Annotated in this window: 13 protein-coding genes; 5 read left to right on the top strand and 8 right to left on the bottom strand. The window is 68.9% G+C overall.

Translation table 11 applies throughout. The annotated features are described in order from the left end of the window. Nucleotides 1–10: 10 nt before the first annotated feature. The 3 genes from ABD793_RS19740 to ABD793_RS19750 all read right to left on the bottom strand — a co-directional run bounded on the left by ABD793_RS19740 (nt 11) and on the right by ABD793_RS19750 (nt 4,433). The gene (locus ABD793_RS19740; protein ID WP_344861989.1) at nt 11–1,495 is read right to left on the bottom strand and encodes an arabinofuranosidase catalytic domain-containing protein; all 1,485 of its coding nucleotides are present in this window, start codon (nt 1,493–1,495) and stop codon (nt 11–13) included. A 23-nt stretch (nt 1,496–1,518) separates the two neighbouring features. Beyond that, on the bottom strand, nt 1,519–3,132 hold the full coding sequence (locus ABD793_RS19745; protein WP_344861991.1) for a glycoside hydrolase family 76 protein: 1,614 nt from the start codon (nt 3,130–3,132) through the stop codon (nt 1,519–1,521). Between the two features lie 425 nt (nt 3,133–3,557). Next, entirely contained in the window at nt 3,558–4,433 is an 876-nt protein-coding gene (locus tag ABD793_RS19750; RefSeq protein ID WP_344861993.1) for a serine protease, read from the bottom strand. 121 nt (nt 4,434–4,554) lie between these two features. On the opposite strand from ABD793_RS19750, the gene ABD793_RS19755 reads away from it, so the two are divergent. After that, entirely contained in the window at nt 4,555–5,355 is an 801-nt protein-coding gene (locus ABD793_RS19755) for an arylamine N-acetyltransferase family protein (protein WP_344861995.1), read from the top strand. 1,791 nt (nt 5,356–7,146) lie between these two features. On the opposite strand, the gene ABD793_RS19760 is transcribed toward ABD793_RS19755, so the two are convergent. Continuing rightward, entirely contained in the window at nt 7,147–9,876 is a 2,730-nt protein-coding gene (locus ABD793_RS19760) for a sensor domain-containing protein (protein WP_344861997.1), read from the bottom strand. 206 nt (nt 9,877–10,082) lie between these two features. Further along, on the bottom strand, nt 10,083–10,913 hold the full coding sequence (locus ABD793_RS19765) for a rhomboid-like protein (protein WP_344861999.1): 831 nt from the start codon (nt 10,911–10,913) through the stop codon (nt 10,083–10,085). A gap of 170 nt (nt 10,914–11,083) precedes the next feature. Here ABD793_RS19765 and ABD793_RS19770 point away from each other — a divergent pair, with 170 nt between their 5' ends. Beyond that, nucleotides 11,084–11,623, top strand: a complete 540-nt coding sequence (locus ABD793_RS19770) for a hypothetical protein (RefSeq protein WP_344862001.1) — start codon at nt 11,084–11,086, stop codon at nt 11,621–11,623. Between the two features lie 18 nt (nt 11,624–11,641). On the opposite strand, the gene ABD793_RS19775 is transcribed toward ABD793_RS19770, so the two are convergent. After that, entirely contained in the window at nt 11,642–12,088 is a 447-nt protein-coding gene (locus tag ABD793_RS19775; protein WP_344862003.1) for a pyridoxamine 5'-phosphate oxidase family protein, read from the bottom strand. Between the two features lie 84 nt (nt 12,089–12,172). Here ABD793_RS19775 and ABD793_RS19780 point away from each other — a divergent pair, with 84 nt between their 5' ends. After that, entirely contained in the window at nt 12,173–12,763 is a 591-nt protein-coding gene (locus tag ABD793_RS19780) for a TetR-like C-terminal domain-containing protein (RefSeq protein ID WP_344862005.1), read from the top strand. Here ABD793_RS19780 and ABD793_RS19785 read toward each other — a convergent pair. Continuing rightward, a complete protein-coding gene (locus tag ABD793_RS19785) occupies nt 12,714–14,060 on the bottom strand; it encodes a nucleobase:cation symporter-2 family protein (RefSeq protein WP_344862007.1) in 1,347 nt (448 codons plus the stop codon). The genes ABD793_RS19780 and ABD793_RS19785 overlap by 50 nt on opposite strands. Nucleotides 14,061–14,174: 114 nt before the next feature. Here ABD793_RS19785 and ABD793_RS19790 point away from each other — a divergent pair, with 114 nt between their 5' ends. Next, entirely contained in the window at nt 14,175–15,296 is a 1,122-nt protein-coding gene (locus ABD793_RS19790) for a 5-methyltetrahydropteroyltriglutamate--homocysteine S-methyltransferase (RefSeq protein WP_344862010.1), read from the top strand. A 56-nt stretch (nt 15,297–15,352) separates the two neighbouring features. On the opposite strand, the gene ABD793_RS19795 is transcribed toward ABD793_RS19790, so the two are convergent. After that, nucleotides 15,353–16,060, bottom strand: coding sequence for a MerR family transcriptional regulator (locus tag ABD793_RS19795; RefSeq protein WP_425548726.1), 708 nt, complete (start codon nt 16,058–16,060; stop codon nt 15,353–15,355). A gap of 59 nt (nt 16,061–16,119) precedes the next feature. Between ABD793_RS19795 and ABD793_RS19800 the strand changes: the two genes are divergently transcribed. After that, complete coding sequence (locus tag ABD793_RS19800) at nt 16,120–17,214, top strand: erythromycin esterase family protein (protein ID WP_344862012.1); 1,095 nt, start codon at nt 16,120–16,122, stop codon at nt 17,212–17,214. Nucleotides 17,215–17,232 lie beyond the last annotated feature (18 nt).

Raw genomic sequence — 17,232 nt, forward strand, 5'->3', positions numbered from 1 at the left:
ATTCCCTTGGTCAGGAACCGGTGTGCAATTCGAACTTCTGCGCGTCCGCTCCGTTACAGTCCCAGATCCGCAGCAGGGTGCCGTCGGCGGTGTCGCCGTTCGGGGAATCGAGGCACCGCCCGGATTGCGGGTTGAGCAGTGAACCGTCCGGCTGCTGCTGCCACTTCTGGTTACCGCCGCCGGTGCAGTCCCACAGCACGACCTGTTTGCCTGCCTCGGTGCCGTTGTCGCTGATGTCGAGGCAGCGGCCGATCGTGGTCAGCGAATCGTCCGGCTGGTGCGTCCAGTACTGGTCCTCGGCGTAGTTCTGGCAGCCCCACAGCTGGACGGCGGCCAGGTTGACACCGGTGTCGTCCCCGGCGACGTCGACGCATTTGCCGCCGGGACCGGTGATGGTCCCCTGTGGACCGTTGGGCACGTCGGTCGCTCCGTCGTAGCCGACCGAGACGACGTTGGCCTGTACCGCGTTTTCCGTTTCATCGCTGGGGAAACCGGCGACCATGGCACCCTCGAAGAAGGTGCCGCGGTTCCAGTTGCTGTTGTCGCCGCCGATGCCGAGGATGATGCCACCCTCCTGCTGCATCGGCCGGTAACCGTCGCGGCTGGGCAGTGCGCCGTCCCACCACGTGGTGAGGTCACCGGACTGTGCGTCGCCGCCCTTGAGGGAGTACTTCGTCTGGCCGTCGTTGCGCAGCACCGCGGTGACGTAGTGGCTGTTGTTGCCGAGGTTCGCGGTGTTGGAACCGTTGTCGCCCTGGAACATCCCGTTTTCCAGATCGGCCTCGACCCACGGGCCGGTGCCGTTGCACGGTTCGAAGTAGCAGGTCGTCGCGATGCTCACCGCGTCCATGTGGCCGTTGCCGTTGTCCGCGGAGTCGGTCTCCGCATTGCCGTAGTCGAAGCAACAGGCGTCGCCGACGTGGGTGCCGCTGGCCACCATGTAGGCACCTTCCGGCTGCCCGTTCACCGCGACGCCGTTCGCCGCGCCCTGGTAGCGGTAGCCGACGCCAGGGGACGTCCAGATGCCGTAAACCTGGTGGCCGCCGGCGGTGACCGAGAGTTCGGACGCGTCGGCGCCACGGTCGGCAGCGGGGTTCGCGGATCCGCCCGGTGCCGGGGTCAGGTCGCTGTGGTTGGCGGTCTGGTCGTAGATCTTCGTGATCTGGCAAGTGGTTCCGGCGCAGAACGAATCCTGGTCGGCCGCGTTGGCGTAGCCGTCGGACAGCAGCCCGATGTCACGCGTGGTTTTGTCCGAGGTGCGGGTGATTTGGTAAAGCGGGCCCTGGTAACCGGACAGCAGTGCCCTGGTCGTGCTGTGCGCGGCCACGCACGGGGTTCCGCCGGAGGCGTAGGCATCACAGGGCAGGCCGGACGACGCGGCCGTCGCGCTGGTACCGCCTCCGCCGACGATCTGAACGGTGACCAGCAGGAATGCCGGGACCACTGCGATCAAGCCGGTGCGTACCCGGGTGAGCCGTCTCCACCGGAGCTTCATGGCGGGTTTCCTTCCTCGTCCGTTCAGTGCGTCGCGTTCATCAGGTCGAGCGCAGACTGCTGCCTGGCGGCGTCGCTCTGGTCGAAGGGGCCGGCCCAGAGCAAGCCGTACTGGTCGGCGGTGTTGCGGTCATTGGCGTAGGCGGAATCCGCCTGCCGCTTCAGGTAATCGGTGTAGGGGTGATCGGAAAGGGCGGCGTTGAGCGTGGCGAGATCGCGGACGTAGACGCCCTTGAACGACGGGCCGTCACCGCCGCCGCCGCCCGGTGCGTCGCCGGTGTCGTGCAGGATCCCGTTTTCGTTCAGCGAGGTGTTCGTGGTGGATGCGTCGGCCAGCACCTTGGCTGTGGTGAGCAGGCTGTCGTCCCCGCTCGCGCGGTGGAGTTCGGCCAGTGCGGCCAGCGGCACTCCCTGGTTGTAGGTGTAGACCGGGCCGTTGTTGTTGGTGCAGGTGCTCAGGTCGATCCCGTCGTTGACCACATGGGAGTCGTTGATCATGCCGCTGGCGGAGAACCAGGACCAGCCGTCCTCGGCCCGTTGCAGGTAGTCGCCGTCACCGCTGATCCGGTTGTGCAGTGCGGCGTTGAGCTGGATGTAGAGCGAGTTGGCGATGGCGTTCTTGTAGTTTTTCCCGACACTCCACCAGATGCCGCCGCCGCAGGTGGAATCCCAGTAGGAGTGCAGATAGTCGGCGTCGATTTTCGCGGTCTCGAGGTACTTGCTGTCCTGGGTGAGGTCGTAGGCGTCCACCCAGGCGAGTCCCCACCATGCGGTGTCGTCGAGGAAGTCGTTGGTGAAGTTTCCCCGCCCCGCCTTGAGATTCAGCTGGTAGGTCTGGTCGATGACGTACCGGTAGCTGTCCATTCCGCTGACTCGCGCGTTGTCGATGAGCGCGGTGAGAGCGTTGGCGGAATTCCACCAGCCGGTGGTGTCGAACAGCCCGCCGGCGCCGTTGTAGTACTCCATCAGCGCGGTCGCCGCCGCGGTGCTGCGGTCCCCGGCGTTCCAGGTGGTGCGGGCCCAGCCGGTGCAGCCGGCCTCGGTCGCGCCGGCGGGTAGGCCGCACGCACGCAGCAGGCCGTAACCGGCGTTGTTCCAGTCGTCGACGTTGTACATCAGCGTGCGCCAGTCCTGGGAACCGGACGGGGTGCTCGCGTCACCCAATTTGCTGCCGGAGGTCCAGCTCCGCCCGCCGTCGAACGAACGGTCCAGCCAGACCTCGTCCCCTGCGTCGCCGTCGGTGATCACCGCCCAGCCCATGTCCTCGCCGTCGTCCATCCGCAGTTCGAGATTCCGGCCGGCCGCGGCCGTCGCACTGGCGGCAATCCGATCGGACGGCGCGAGGGCGGGGTCGCGGCCATCGCAGTACTGATCGCAGATGGTCGCGTTGTCCGCTGGGGTGCGGGGTTTTGTGCTTACCCCGGACGGGTCGGACGGCTTGCCGACGATGGTCGGTGGGGAAGTGGGATCGTCGGCGCCGGGTGGCGGGGTCGTCGTCGTGCCGACGCTGGGCGGCGCGCTGCCCGGCGGCTCGGTGGGGGTCGCGGCCACCGCCGGACCGGCTGTCGCGAATGCCGCGACCGCCAGCATGATCGTGACGAATACCGGTGTGGATGCCGTTCTGGTGACTGCTCGCATGCCGGGTCCTTGGGGAGCATGTTCCGGGCGCAGCGGAAGCCGGCATCGACGGTTTCCGTCACGGGCATCGAAGGAAATTGTTCAAACGTTTCAATGTGCGCGTCACCAGATTAAATACCCGGCAGACGGGGTGTCAACGGACCGGCGATGTTCTGTCCGGTAAGTCGTCCTGCCGGAGGGAGATTTCCGGGCAGGTCGAATTGGGTGCTTTGCCCGCGCGGGCGGGCGGGCGAAACCGGTGGGCGCGACGCAGGACTGCTCTGCCTGGCCGGGTTCCGTTGGCTTGGCCACGTTTCCCGGCGCCGATGGGTGTATCCGGCGAATTCAGCGGAATTCTGCGCACCGGTGCCCGGAGCAGGACGGTTGCCGCTGGTCGGGATCGGCCGATTTCATTCCTCCGGCCCAATCCGAAAGTAGGGGATGGTTCAGAGCAATGGTCCGCGGAATGGTGTGGTTCCGGGAACCATTTGCACCGCCCCCACGCCGCCGTTCGCATTCGCGTAGGCGAGTTCGAGGGAGAGATTGCCGACGCCGTTGGTGCCCGGCTGCGGGAGGAGGTTCAACGTGCTGAGCACGCCGAGCGCCTTGCCGTCGCGGTCCAGGAACGCACTGCCTGAGTCGCCGGGGATGCCGGGCGTCACGGTGAGCACGGTGTGGCTCCAGCCACCGCCGGTGTCACCGAGGCTGGCGCCCTGTTTCGGCGACAGCTGCGTGATCCCGCCACGCAGTTCGGAGTTGCCGTAGCTGAGCACCGTGCCGAGTGCGCTGGTGCCTGCCGTGCTGAGGCCGGTCGGGCCGCCCCAGAACGGGAGGCTCGGATTGACCTTCGCGACGTCCGCCGGGTCGATCTTCACCAGCGCGAGATCGTTGTACTGGCAGGTGTTCGCGTCCGTCTCGTGCTTGGCCTGCATGGTGAGCCAGGAGTTGTAGACGAGCGTGCCGGGCTTCGCGGCACCTTCGACGGTCACCGGGGTGCCCAGGGGGAGTGATCCGGAATCGCAGCCGTTCGTGTCGGTCTCGCCGCCGGTGCCGGAACAGTGCGCGGCTTGGCCGAGGAAGACCTCGGATCCGTTGGAGAAGACGAAGTTCGAGGTGCACTGCGCGCCGTTGGTCTGGGTCTGCACGCCCGGGTGCACCGCGGCGGTGTCCGCGGATGCCCAGGTTTGGGCCGCTCTTTGGGGTGCCGTCCGGGTCGTTGCCGACGCTGCCGAAGCTGCCGTGGCGATTCCAGGCGTGAGCGTCGCGGCTGTGGTGAGCACTGCTGCCGCACCGATCAGCGCGATCGTTCGCGAGGCCTTCATCGGACTCCCATCTAGTCACCCGAACGTGTGGTACATGACACCAGAGAGTGGCTCGGTGCACAATACTGATCACACCCTGTCAGGTTGACCTCGAGCGTCCTTGAGGTTGCAGACTGCGCCTATGACCGGGGAATGGAACATCGAAGCTGTCGACCTCGATGCGTACCTGGCGCGGGTGGGGCAGCCGCGGGAGGCGCCGTCGGCGGCTGCGCTGGCCCGGCTCGTGCAGGCGCACGTCGAGACGATTCCGTTCGAGAACGTGGATGTGGTGCTGGAGCGGCACCGTGGGATCGGGCTCGAGGCAGTGTGCGAAAAGCTCATCGGACGGCGTCGCGGCGGGTACTGCTACGAGCAGGCTGGGCTGTTCGCCGCGGTTGCCGAGCAGCTGGGTTACTCGGTGCAGCGCACGGCCGCGCGAGTGCAGCCCCGTAAGAGCGGGCCGTACACCCACATGTCGCTCGTAGTCACCGTCGAGGACCGGGAGTACCTCGTCGATGTCGGGTTCGGTGCCGGAATCCTGGTACCGATGCCGCTCGTCGACGGCGCCGTGGTCGACCAGGCGGGCTGGCCCCATCGGATGGCGGCGAGGGGCGACTGGTGGGTGTTGCAGAAGCAGACCGCCGACGGCTGGGACGACCTGCACGAGTTCCTGCCGCAGGTGCACAGCCTGCCGATCGACTACGAGGTGTTCCACCACTACACCTCGACCCACCCGAGGTCCCCGTTCACCGGACGACTGGTCGTGATGCGCCTGTCCCCCGGCCGCTTCCGCCGCATGGTGGGTCGCGAGTACCAGGAAAGCCACCCGAACGGCACAACGCAGACCCGCACCATCACCCCAGCCGACCTGAGCGAAACCCTGGAAAGCCTGGACGTCGTCCTGAACGACGAGGAACTGGCGGAGCTGCTGAAGATCTACTGAAGGCAACTGCCGAACCATGGGACCTGGTGTGCGTCGGTACGGGGGTTGGTGTGGGTCGGCACGGGACTGGCGTGGGTCGGTACCGGGGGGGTGGTGTGCGTCGGTACGGCGGCTGGTGCGGCTCGGCACGGGACTGGCGTGGGTCGGTACGGGGGTTGGTGTGGGTCGGCACGGAGTTGGCGGAGGCACCCGGAGTCATGAGTGGCGTTACCGGCGCCGGATTCATGAATGGAGCCACCGGAGTCACTCGCTTTGGAATCATGAGCGGAATCACCGGCATCGGAGTCATGAGTTATGACCGACCGGAGCCGTGAGCACGGCGACCATTGTTGGCCATGAGCACCGTGACCACTGGTGGACCACGAGCACGGAGGCACCGGAGCCATGTGCGCCGCGATCACCGGTGCCGTGAACACGGAGACCACCGGAGTTACCCGGCACCGGAGCCACGAGTGCGGTCGCGCCGGAGTCTTCAGCACAGTCGTGATTGGCACAGTCGTGATTGGAGTCGCCAGCACAGCCGCCAACGGAGCCACCCGTGGCACCAAGCACAGCCACCGTCGAAGCGAGGAGCGAAACCGCGACCGGGACGCTCGCGCCCAACCCCGTTCCAGCTGACGGCACCGACAGCACCGACAGGGACCACCGCACCAGAAACGTGCACTGAACGGGACCCTCACGCCGAGCACCCTGCCGATTGGCGCGGCGCGAGCGGGACGGTGGTGCCTAGCGGGCGGGTGCGAGCGGGACGGTGGTGCCTGCCGGGCGGGTGCGAGCGGGACGGCGGTGCTCGGAGCCGGGAAAGCCGGAGGTGCAAAGGGGACCGTCGCGCTCGGGGCACGATCCGAACCAGCCGGGCAGGAAGGGGACTGGACCGGTCGGTCACGCGGCAGCCGGACCGGGAAGCCGGACGAAGGCCGGGCGGGAGGCTCGACGGGACCGGGACCGGGACCGGGACCGGGACCGGGACCGGGCCAGGCCAGGCGGGTCGGATCGGGCGAGTGGTCCGCGGGAAGTTCGACGGGAGTCGCTTCGGTCAGATTGGGCAGGGGCCGGGCAGGGGAGCCGGACGGGCAGGGGAACCGGACGGGCTGGGGAACCGGACGGGCTGGGGAGCCGGATGGGAGCCGGTTGGTCGGGCTGACGGGGGCGGGCACCGGAGCCTGATGGGGACCGGTCCGCGGGAGGCTCGACGGGAGTCGGGTGGGTCGAGTCGGTGGGGCCGGACAGGTGGGTGGGCGCGGGCCGGGTCGCCGGAGGGGCCTGGCCGGGCGGCTCGGTGGGAGCCGGTTCGGTCGGGCACGCTCCGCGTACAAGAGTCGGTCGGTCGCGGGGCGGGAAGCTGCACGCTCCGCGTACAAGAAGCCGGGCGGACCGGGGAGCCGGACGGGGGCCGGTTCGGGGGAGGCTGGCTGGGAGCTGGCCGGGGGAGCCGGATGGCAGTCGGTTCGGTCGGTGGTGCGGGAGCCGGATGGAGCCGGTTCGCGGGAGGTTCGGCGGGAGCCGGGCAGGGAAGCCGAAGGGGCCGGGCCGGTCGGATCGGGCGAGTTGTCCGCAGGAAGTTCGACGGGAGTCGCTTCGGTCAGGTTGGGCGGGGAAGCCGGGCGGGCAGGGGAGCTGGACGGGGGCGGGTCCGCAGGAGGTTCGACGGGAGTCGCTTCGGTCAGATTGGGCTGGGGCCGGGCAGGGGAGCCGGACGGGCTGGGGAGCCGGATGGGGGCCAGGCCGGGAGGCTCGAAGGGAGCGGGTTCGGTTGGGGGTCGGTAAGGCGGGGTGGGCCGGACCGGGGGGTCAGTGGAACAGTTCGGTGGCTGCCAGTGGTTTTCCGAGGTGGTAGCCCTGGGCCTGGTCGCAGCCCAGTTCCTTGAGGATGGTCAGTTCCTCGGGTGTTTCCACGCCTTCTGCGACTACCGTCAGGTTTACTGCGTGGGCCATGGCGATGATGCTCGACACGATTGCGGCTGCGTTGTGGGATTCCGCTATTCCCGTGATGAACGAGCGGTCGATCTTCAGGGTGTCCAGGGTCAGTCTGCGTAGCTGTGCCAGTGACGAGTAGCCGGTGCCGAAGTCGTCGATGGCCAGTAGTACGCCCAGTGATCGCAGGGCGGTCAGCACTTCTGCGGCGGCCGACGCGTCGCGCATCAGGGCGCTTTCGGTCACCTCCAGGGTCAACGCGCTCGGTGGCAGTCCGGTGGTCGCCAGTGCATCGCGTACGGCGGGGATCAGGTGCGGATCGTCCAGTTGCCGTACCGAGAGGTTCACCTTCAGGCTCAGGTCCAGACCACGTTCGCTGCGCAGTGTGGCCAGTTCCCTGGTCGTGTCGTGCAGGACGAACTTCCCGAGCACGTTGATCAGTTCGCTCTCCTCCGCCAGCGGGATGAACTCCGCGGGCGAGATCTCGCCGTGCTTCGGGTGCGTCCAGCGCAGCAGGGCTTCCACCGCGACCATGTCGCCGGTGCGCAGGTCCACCACCGGCTGGTAGGCGGGCCATAGCTGTCCACTGTGGACGGCGTCGCGCAGGTCCTGTTCCATCCGCAGCCGCCGTTGCATGCGCATCCGCAGTTCCACGTCGAAGAATTCGAACCGGCCCCGGCCACGGGATTTTGCCTGGTACATGGCGATGTCCGCGTCCCGCAGCACGTCCTGTGCACTGCGCGGGTCGGCTGCACCGACCAGCACGATGCCCATGCTCACGTCCAGGTGCAGTTGCCTGCCGTGCACGGAAACCGGTTCCGCCAGTACCGAACGCAGGTGCGCGGCGAACGTCCGCACCTCGTCCGGTTCGGCGGCACCGGTGGTGACCACCACGAACTCGTCGCCGCCGAGACGGCCGACCACGTCGTCCTCGGCGGTGGCCCGGCGCAGCCGTTCGCCTGCGATGCGCAGGACCTGGTCACCGACCGGGTGACCGAGGGAATCGTTGATCAGCTTGAACTTGTCCAGGTCCAGGAACAGCACCGTGGTCGCCGCGGTGCGGCGGCGCCGTTCGAGCCGGTCCAGCACCAAGGTGCGGTTCGCCAAGCGGGTCAACGGGTCGTGGGTTGCGTCGTGCGCGAGGCGGGCGCTGATCGCGCGCTGCTCGGTGATGTCGGTGAACGAGGTGACCACGGTGACGTTCTGCGGATCGTCCGGATCCAGCAGTCGCGAGGTCAGCGACATCCACACGTCGCGCCCGTCCGGACGGCGCGAGCGCACCACGAGACCGTTCTGCGGGATCCCGGTCCGCCGGGTGCGCACGGACGGCAGTTCGTCCGGCGGGATCCGCGCGTCGGATTCGTCGAACAGCACGAGCGTCGAGCACGGCACCCCGATCAGCTCCGCCGCGGGCACGCCGAGAATGCGGCTGGCGGCCGGGTTCACCGATTCGATCAACCCGGTCGGGCCCATCACCAGCACGCCCTCGTCGAGGGCTGCGACCACCGTCCGGTAGTGCAGCTCCGCCCGCCGCCGCGCGGTCTCGTCGGCGCAGACGAGCACGTACCCGTCGGCCGTCTCGGCAGTGAAGACCCGCACGGACAGCGGTGCCCCATCACGGCGGCGGTGCGTCTGCGCCACGACGCCGCCTGCCTGCCGGATGGCTTCCGGGTCCAGCTCCGCGCCGAGCACCTCGCGAACCCGCCTGCCGACGGCTTCGGGCTCCGGCCATCCGTACACCGCCTCCGCCGCGGGATTCCAGCTGGTCACGATGCCTTCGGCGGTGATCGCGACGATCGCGTCGCTGACGTGGGTCACCACCGCGGTCTGCGCACGCAACGCGGCCGCCGCGGCCAGTTTCGTGGTGACGTCGCGGATCACCACCTGGAACGACGGCGTGTCCTCCTCGGTGGTGCGCACGGACACCGTCTCGGCCGCGAACTTGCTGCCGTCGACCCGCTTGAGCACGGATTCGACCGGTCCGGGCCCGGCTCCGCCGAGCAGCAGGCCGGCCGACTCCGCGGCCACGAACTCGGCGAACGGATGACTGACCACCTCACCTGCCGACCGTGCGGCGAACAGGTCGAGCGCGGCGCGGTTGGCGTAGGTGATCACCCCGCCCTCGTGCACGCAGATCGCGTCCGGGCTCAGCTCCACCAGTACCCGGTAGCGGTCGGTGAGTTCCGCCAGCTCGGAACGCCCCGGCTGGATGTCGGGCACCGCGGAGACCACGCCGAGCAGTCCGGTCGCCCGGCCGGTGTCCCCGACCGTGCGCACGCGCAGCCGGATCCGTCGGCGGGCGCCGCCCGCCGCGTCGTAGGGCTGCTCCAGCTCGAAGTCCCGGCCCGGCCGGGTGCGGGGCAGGTGCACGGTGAGCGGGCCGAGCAGTTCGGTGAGCCGTTCGCACAGTTCGTGACCGCTCGCGCCGGGCAGGTCGAGCACGGTCTCGAGGCCGGGTAGCCAGGTCAGGGTGGCGGGCCCGTTGCCGGTGTGCAGGGCGAAGACGACGCCCTCGCCGTCGGCTGGACGCAGGCCGGCCAGCTCGGCGCGCCACGCGGCGGAGCCGGCGTCCTCGGCCGGCTCACCGGCTAGGGCGTCAGCCTCCATGTGCTTCCGGACCCCCTGTATCGGCGGATGGCTCGTCGATTACACCACCGAGTGAAGCCCGTGTATACGTGCGCACGCAGCTTCCTCGGGCCACCCGTCCGGACTAGGCGGTTCGCTCTCCCGGCCGGAATTGGCCGTGCGGCCGACACGCTCCGCTTCGGCCGGTGCAGCCCTTGCCGACGGTCTGCGCAGGCAGCCGCCCCGGATCAGGGTGTCCGCGCCCTGGCCGTGGTGGTCGCCGTCATCCGTAGCCGTGGTCCCCAGAAGAGCAGGCCGAAATGCGCGGCGAAGGCGTGTCCGAGAGCTGTGACCACCGAGTCGACGCTGCCCGGATCGTCGGCGACGTACACCAGGACGACGAACAGCTCCATCGTCACCAGCGCGACGATCCGCGCGCGCCCGCGCAGCAGGTGCACGAGTGCGCCGGCGGTGGTGAGGAAGCCGTAGCTCACGCCGATGTCGAGCCACTGGCCCGCGGAGGTGGGCAGGACGGCGGAGTGGATCAGTGCCATCACCGGCAGCTCGGTGGCGAGGGTGGCGAGCACGTGGCCGCTGAAGAAGACCGCGGCGGTCCGGCCGGGCCCGAACCGCCGTTCGAGCGGCGCGATGACCAGGGCGAAAATCGCCGCGTAGGCGAGCCAGCCGCCGTCTTCGATCCAGAGTGCGCTGCTCAGCAGCGAGGTGAGCGGACGGTGCCACAGGTTGTGCGCGTCTGTGCTGGACAGCTGCAGCAGCTTCGCGGTGAGCATCGGATCGGCGAACCGGAGCACGAGCGTGGTGGCCAGCAGCAGGACCAGGTAGCTGAAGGTGAACGGGGTCGTCCTCGGCGAGGGCAGGTAGCGCACCCACGCGCGGCCGGTCCGCCAGAGCGAGGCACCGTCCGGCCGCAGCAACGCGCGGGTCGTGTGCACCGAATCGAGCACCACCCAGGCAGCGAACCGGAGCGGGGCCAGGCTGCGGAGCCACTTCTGGGGGAAGCCCCGGTCGGCGCTGCGGTGCGTTCGGGGGCGGACCGAGTCCGCGGCACGCTGCAGCATCTCTCCAGTTTGACTGGGCATACTGGGAGTTTGACTAAGCCGAGCTGTGAAAGTGCTGTGACTGTGACTCACCAGGCCGAAGCACCCTGCGTGAACTTTGTCGTCGTTTATCACCCATTCGATAGGCAGATCCGGTAGGAAGAGACGACTCCTGGTGAAAGGTCCCGCTGGTGAACGATGAGGTTTCGGTCGCCGAGCTGCTGGTGCGTGAAGGCTGGGGCGAGCGCGTGCCGCCGCGGTCCCGGTCGCGCTGGCGCATGGTCGCCGTGATCCTCGCCGTGGTCGTCGGATGCGGCGCCGCGGCCGTTCTCGTGTCGTTCGGGACCACCGCGCACGACGAAGCGGTGCGCGTCACCGAAATGCGGGTGATCGAGATGCCCGACCGCACCGGCGGCGCGGGCGGCGTCGACGAGACCAACCCGGCCACGACCGCACGCAGCGAGAGCACCGTGCCCGCCGCCGGGCCGGCGACCACGGAGCGCACCAGGCCGAAGTCGGGTCTCGCGGTCGATCCGCTCGGCCCGGCCTCGTCCGCCGAGCACAGCTCGGCCGAGCCTCGTCCGAGCACCGCGGCGACGGGGACCACGGGTACTCCGGTGCCGTCGGCCACGTCGTCTGCCGCGCCGCCTGCCACGACCTCGGCGAAGCCGCCCTCGTCCGAGCGCCCGAAACCGCCCCCGCCGTGCCTGCTCGGGATCCTTTTCTGCTGAGCGGGCCGGGGTGGGCGCTCAGTTGCTCAGTGCCTCGGTGACGTCGCCGAAATCGCCGGTGTTCCAGCGTTCCGGACGCATGGTGATCGCGACGTTGCCGGACTGCTGGTCGTAGGTCAGGCGGACGTAGCCCGCCGCGGTCTCGGCAGGCAGATAGTGCTCCGCCATGGCCAGCCGGTCGGCTTCGGTGACCGGGCGGACGCCGGTGACCGGGCCCTCCACGCTCACGTACCGCAGGCCGCCCGGTGCCAGTACGCACAGCGCGAACCGGCCGGCCGCATCGATCAGCCTGGCCTTGCGCAGATGTGGGGTCGTGAGCACGGTGACCTCGCCGCCCGGTGTGTAGCTGTGCCAGATCGGTGTCGTCAGCGGGGCTCGGCCGGGTTCGGCAGCGACGCTCAACACGCTCACATGTGCGGCCGCGAGCAGTGCTTCTCGTTCCGGCACGGAAATTTTGCGGACCATCTCGACTCCTAAAGCCATTGGATTTGACTTAAGCATACGCAGGTCCGGGTGTTAAGGCAAACATGACTGCTTTAGAATCAGAAGATGACCGAACCGAGTCGCACCAGACCAGGCGGGCGCAGTGCGCGGGTGCGCGAAGCGGTGCACGCCGCCGTGATCGAGCTGCTTGTTTCCGGGGAGACCGAAGCGGCTATCCCGCGCATCGCGGAGCGTGCGGGCGTGAACCCGACCAGCATCTACCGCCGATGGGGCACCGCTGCGAATCTCATCCTGGACGCCGCGGTCTCCCGGCTGCGGGCCACCACGCCGGTGCCGGACACGGGATCACTGCGCGGTGATGTCGAGGCATGGGCCACCGGGGTCGAGCGTTCGCTCAACGCTCCCGACACGCAGGTGCTGCTCCCCGCGCTCGTTGCCGCCCAGGGCACCGACGCCAGCCCCGCCGAGCACCTGCTCGTGCGTCTCGCGGATCTCGAACAGATGCTCACCGTGGCCGCCGAACGCGGCGAATCCACGCCGCCTGTCGAAGATCTGCTGGACCACGTGCTTGCGCCGCTGTACCTGCGGGCGCTGCTCCGGATACCGATCGAGCCGGGCTTTGGTGCCCGGCTGGCTGCGCGGGTGCTCAGGGAGTGCCCAGCGGATCCGGATCGCGGCGTCGTCCGAGGTGATTGAAGAGCAGGTTGAGCACGAAGGCCAGCACCGCTGCCACGGTGATCGGGCTGCCGCAGATCGTGCGCAGCCAGGCGGGGAAGTGCTGGAAGAAGATCGAGTTGCCGGACCGGTCCAGTCCGAACGCGGGCAGCAGCCCGACGCCGAGCGCCACCGCGACCACGAAGGCGTTGTGGTTGCCGGAGAAGTCCACCTTCTTCAGGTTCTGCACGCCGACCGCGGCGACCATCGCGAACATCACCACGGCCACCCCGCCCACCACCGGCTCCGGGATCGCGGCGATGAACGCGCCGATCTTCGGCACCAGTCCCATCACCACGAGCAGTCCACCGGTCACCGCGACCACCCAGCGGCTGCGCACCCCGGTCATCTGGACCAAACCGACGTTCTGCGCGAAAGCGGTGTCCGGGAAGGAGTTCATGAACCCGCCGAGTACCGCGGAAAGCCCGTCGGTGGCCAGGCCGCGTGCCAGATCGGAGCCGGTGGCGGGACGGCCGGTGATCTCGCCGACCGCGATCAGGTCGGCAGTGGTCTCGGTGAACGACACCAGCATCACCACGCACATCGACACCACAGCGGCGATCGGGAACGTCGGCGCGCCGAAGTGGAACGGCGACCCGAGTCCGAACCAGCTCGCGTCCGCGACGCCCGAGAAGTGCGTCCGGCCCAGCGGGACGGCCACAACCACGCCGAGCACGAGCGCGACGAGCGGTCCGATCTGCCCGAGGAATCCCCGCAGTACCCGGGTGAACAGCACCACGAGCGCGACCACGCCGAACGCCAGTCCGAGGTTCGCCGGATCGCCGTAGGACGGGTCGCCGGTGTCATGGCCCGCGATCATCGCCGCACCCGGGCCGAGCAGCGAGACGCCGATGACCAGCAGCAGGGTGCCCGAGACCAGCGGCGGGAAGAACCGGATCAACGCGGCGAACGGTTTCGCGATCAGCAGCCCGAACACACCGGAGACGATCATCGCGCCGTACACCGCGGTGATGCCGTACTGCGCGGCGATCAGGATCATCGGGTTGACCACGGTGAACGTCGCACCCGCGACCACCGGCAGCCGGATCCCGAACACCCGCCCGATGCCCACCGACTGCACCAGCGTCGCGAGCCCTGCCACGAACAGGTCGGCGTTCACCAGCAGCGCGACCGACGCGTCGTCCAGATGCAACGCGCTGCCGACGATCAACGGCACGGCAATGCAACCGGTGTACATGATCGCCATGTGCTGCAGCCCCAGCAGGAGCAGCCGGCCGGCGGGCAGGCCGCGGTCGACCGGGTGCGGCGAGTTCGTCATGAGCGGGCCCCTTCGTGCGATTCCGGCGCACAGCCAACGCCGAAGCCGTGTCGTGGGCAAGTCCGGCAGATGATGATCCGGTATCCGCTGCGATTGTGTGTGACCATGCCAGCTATGAATCCTCGTCCCCCATTCCGCGCCGATCACGTCGGCAGCCTGCTGCGTCCACCGGTGCTGCGCGAGGCACGCCGTCGCCATGCCGCCGGTGAGCTCGGTCCCGAGCAGCTGCGCGTGGTCGAGGACGATGCGATCCGCGACGTGGTGAAGATGCAGACGCTGGCGGGGTTGTCCTCGGCCACCGACGGAGAGTTCCGGCGCTCCTCGTGGCACATGGACTTCATCTACGCACTCGGCGGCGTCACCCGCGGCGACGAGCAGTTGCACGTGAAGTTCCACAACGCGGCAGGCGACATCGAGTTCAACCCGTCGACGCTGCGGGTCGAGGGAAAGGTGCGGCTGGACGAACCGATCTTCGCCGAGCACTTCGAATTCCTGAAGGAACACACCAGTCCGGGGATCACACCGAAGCTCACGATCCCGTCGCCGAGCATGGTCTACTACCGCGGCGGCCGGGCAGCGGTGAGCGAGACCGTGTACCCGGACCTGGAGGAGTTCTACGCCGACCTCGCCGTGGCGTACGCGGACCAGCTGCGGGCGATGGGGGAGCTCGGCTGCACTTACCTCCAGCTCGACGACACGAGCCTCGCCTACCTCAACGATCCGAAGCAGCGCGAGATGGTCGCCGAACTTGGCGGCGATCCGGACACCCTGCACCTGCGCAACATCGCGCAGATCAACGCCGCGCTCGCCGGGAAACCCGACGGCATGACGGTGACCACGCACCTGTGCCGCGGCAACTTCCGCTCGTCGTGGGTAGCCGAAGGCGGCTACGAGTTCGTCGCCGAGGCACTGTTCGGCCAGCTGGGGGTGGACGGGTTCTTCCTGGAGTTCGACGACGACCGCTCCGGCGGGTTCGAACCACTGCGATTCGTGCCGAAGGACAAGCGCGTGGTGCTGGGCCTGGTCACCACGAAACGGCCCGAGCTGGAGGACCCGGACGCACTGGTGCGGCGGATCGAGGAGGCGTCCCGGTTCATCGACCTCGACCAGCTGTGCCTCTCGCCGCAGTGCGGATTCTCCTCGACCGAGGAGGGCAACGACCTGACCGCCGACGACCAGCTGCGGAAGCTGGAGTTGATCGTGTCGACGGCCGAGCGCGTGTGGGGCCGTTCGTGATCACCTGCGTGGCCGACTACGTGATCGACCCGGTGAAGATCGCCGGCGAGTAGCTCTCAGCCGGCGAGGTAGGCCGACAGCTGCGCCGCGCCGTCGAGCATTGCGTGTGCGCGGGCGGTCAGGCGGGATTGCCAGGTGCGCAAGGCCTCTTCCAGCGGTTCGACGCCGCCGGCGTGGCGGACCTGGTCGAGTACGGCGGCGATCCGGGTCAGCGGGTAGCCGCCGCGGCGGAGTTGATGAGCCAGACGGGCGTCGCGGACCGCCACCGGGGGATAACGGCGGTGGCCGGCGCGATCGCGTTCCGGGCGGAGGATTCCGGCGGCTTCCCACTTGCGCAAGGTGGCGGGGTGCACGGACAGCTGGTGCGCGAGTGCGCTGACGGACGGCGGTGGCTTGCGGTGCTGGTCTTCCGGTTCGGTCAGGTTCGCCAGCGCGCGGGTCACTTCGGTGAGTGTGGTGCGGTCCTGCAGCAGTTCGGCATGGCCCTCGTCGATCAGGCGGAACGCAGTGTCCGGCGTGCCGTCGTTGACCGCGTACAGGATCGCCGCAGCTCGGCGGTGGCCGAAACCGGGCCGTAGCGCGAGGAACGCGCGCAACGCCTGCGCGTGCCGCTCGGTGTAGCGCCGGTACCCCTGCGGGCCGCGGTCGGCGGGCGGCAGGACGGCGTCCTGCTCGTAGTTGCGGACCGCCTGGGTCGACAGGCCGTGCTCGCGAGCGAGATCGACGGGACGCACAGTGACCTCCAGGTTGAGGGTTTTGTGCACTGCACCTGGCTGAAATCGGGAAAAGTGCCAACCGAATGTTCAACGATACCGTCGAAGGAATGATTACCGCACTGGAAACCCTTCTCGCCGACCGCAATCCCACCCTGCTCGCCCTTGGCGAGCCGACCCACGGTGTGGCGGCCTTCACCACGCTGCGCAACGAATTCCTGTACCACCTCGTCGAGCAGCACGGCTACCGCTCGGTTGCGCTGGAGAGCGACTGCCTGGCAGGCCGTCTCGTCGACGCCTACGTGACCACCGGCGAGGGCGACCGCCAAGCCGTCCTCACCGCCGGATTCAGCCACGGATTCGGGAACCTGCAGGGAAACCGCGACCTCGTCGAATGGCTGCGCGACTTCAACGCGGGACAGCGCCCGGCGGATCGGGTGCGGTTCCACGGCATCGATGCTCCGACCGAGATCACCGGCGGGGACAGCCCCCGTGGCGTGCTCCTCGAACTGCACCGGTTCCTTTCCGCGCACCTCGACCACGTGCCCGGCGACGTCGCGACCATCGAGAAGCTGGTCGGCGACGACGAGGAGTGGACCACCGAGGCCGCCATGTGGGATCCGACCAAGTCCAAAGGGGACAGTGCGGACGCCGGTGCGCTCCGGCTGCTCACCGACGATCTGGTCGCCTTGCTGGAGAAGGAAAAGCCCGGCCTCCCCGAGGGCGGGGACCTGCTCGCCCGTACCGCACAGGGCCTGCTGCGCTACCACGCGGTGGTCGCCGATCCGGCGCCGACGCGGATCAGCCTGATGCTGGGCCAGCGCGACGCGATGATGGCGGCCAACCTGCTCGCGCTGCCGCGCACGTTCGTCTTCGCACACAACGGGCATCTCCAGCGCAACCTCTCGACCGGTCAGGGCTTCGGGCCGGCCTGGCGCTGGTGGAGCGCGGGTGCCCAGGTTGCCCGGCACCTCGGCGACCGCTACACGTTCATCGCGGGTGAGCTGGGCGCGTCGGAGACCCAGCCGGATCCGGATCCGGCGACGCTGCAGGGGTATCTCGCCAGTGTGGTGCCGGACCGCGCGTTGGTGGCGACCGCAGGGCTCGATCCGGAACTGGCCGCGCGCACCGATGCGGTGCAGGGATACTCCCCGTTCTCCGACGTGACCGGGGCGGACGCGATCGCGTTCCTCCGCCGCGTCTGAGCCGCGCCGCTTCTCGCC

This window comes from Amycolatopsis ultiminotia (genome assembly GCF_039536925.1).
GTDB lineage: Bacteria > Actinomycetota > Actinomycetes > Mycobacteriales > Pseudonocardiaceae > Amycolatopsis > Amycolatopsis ultiminotia.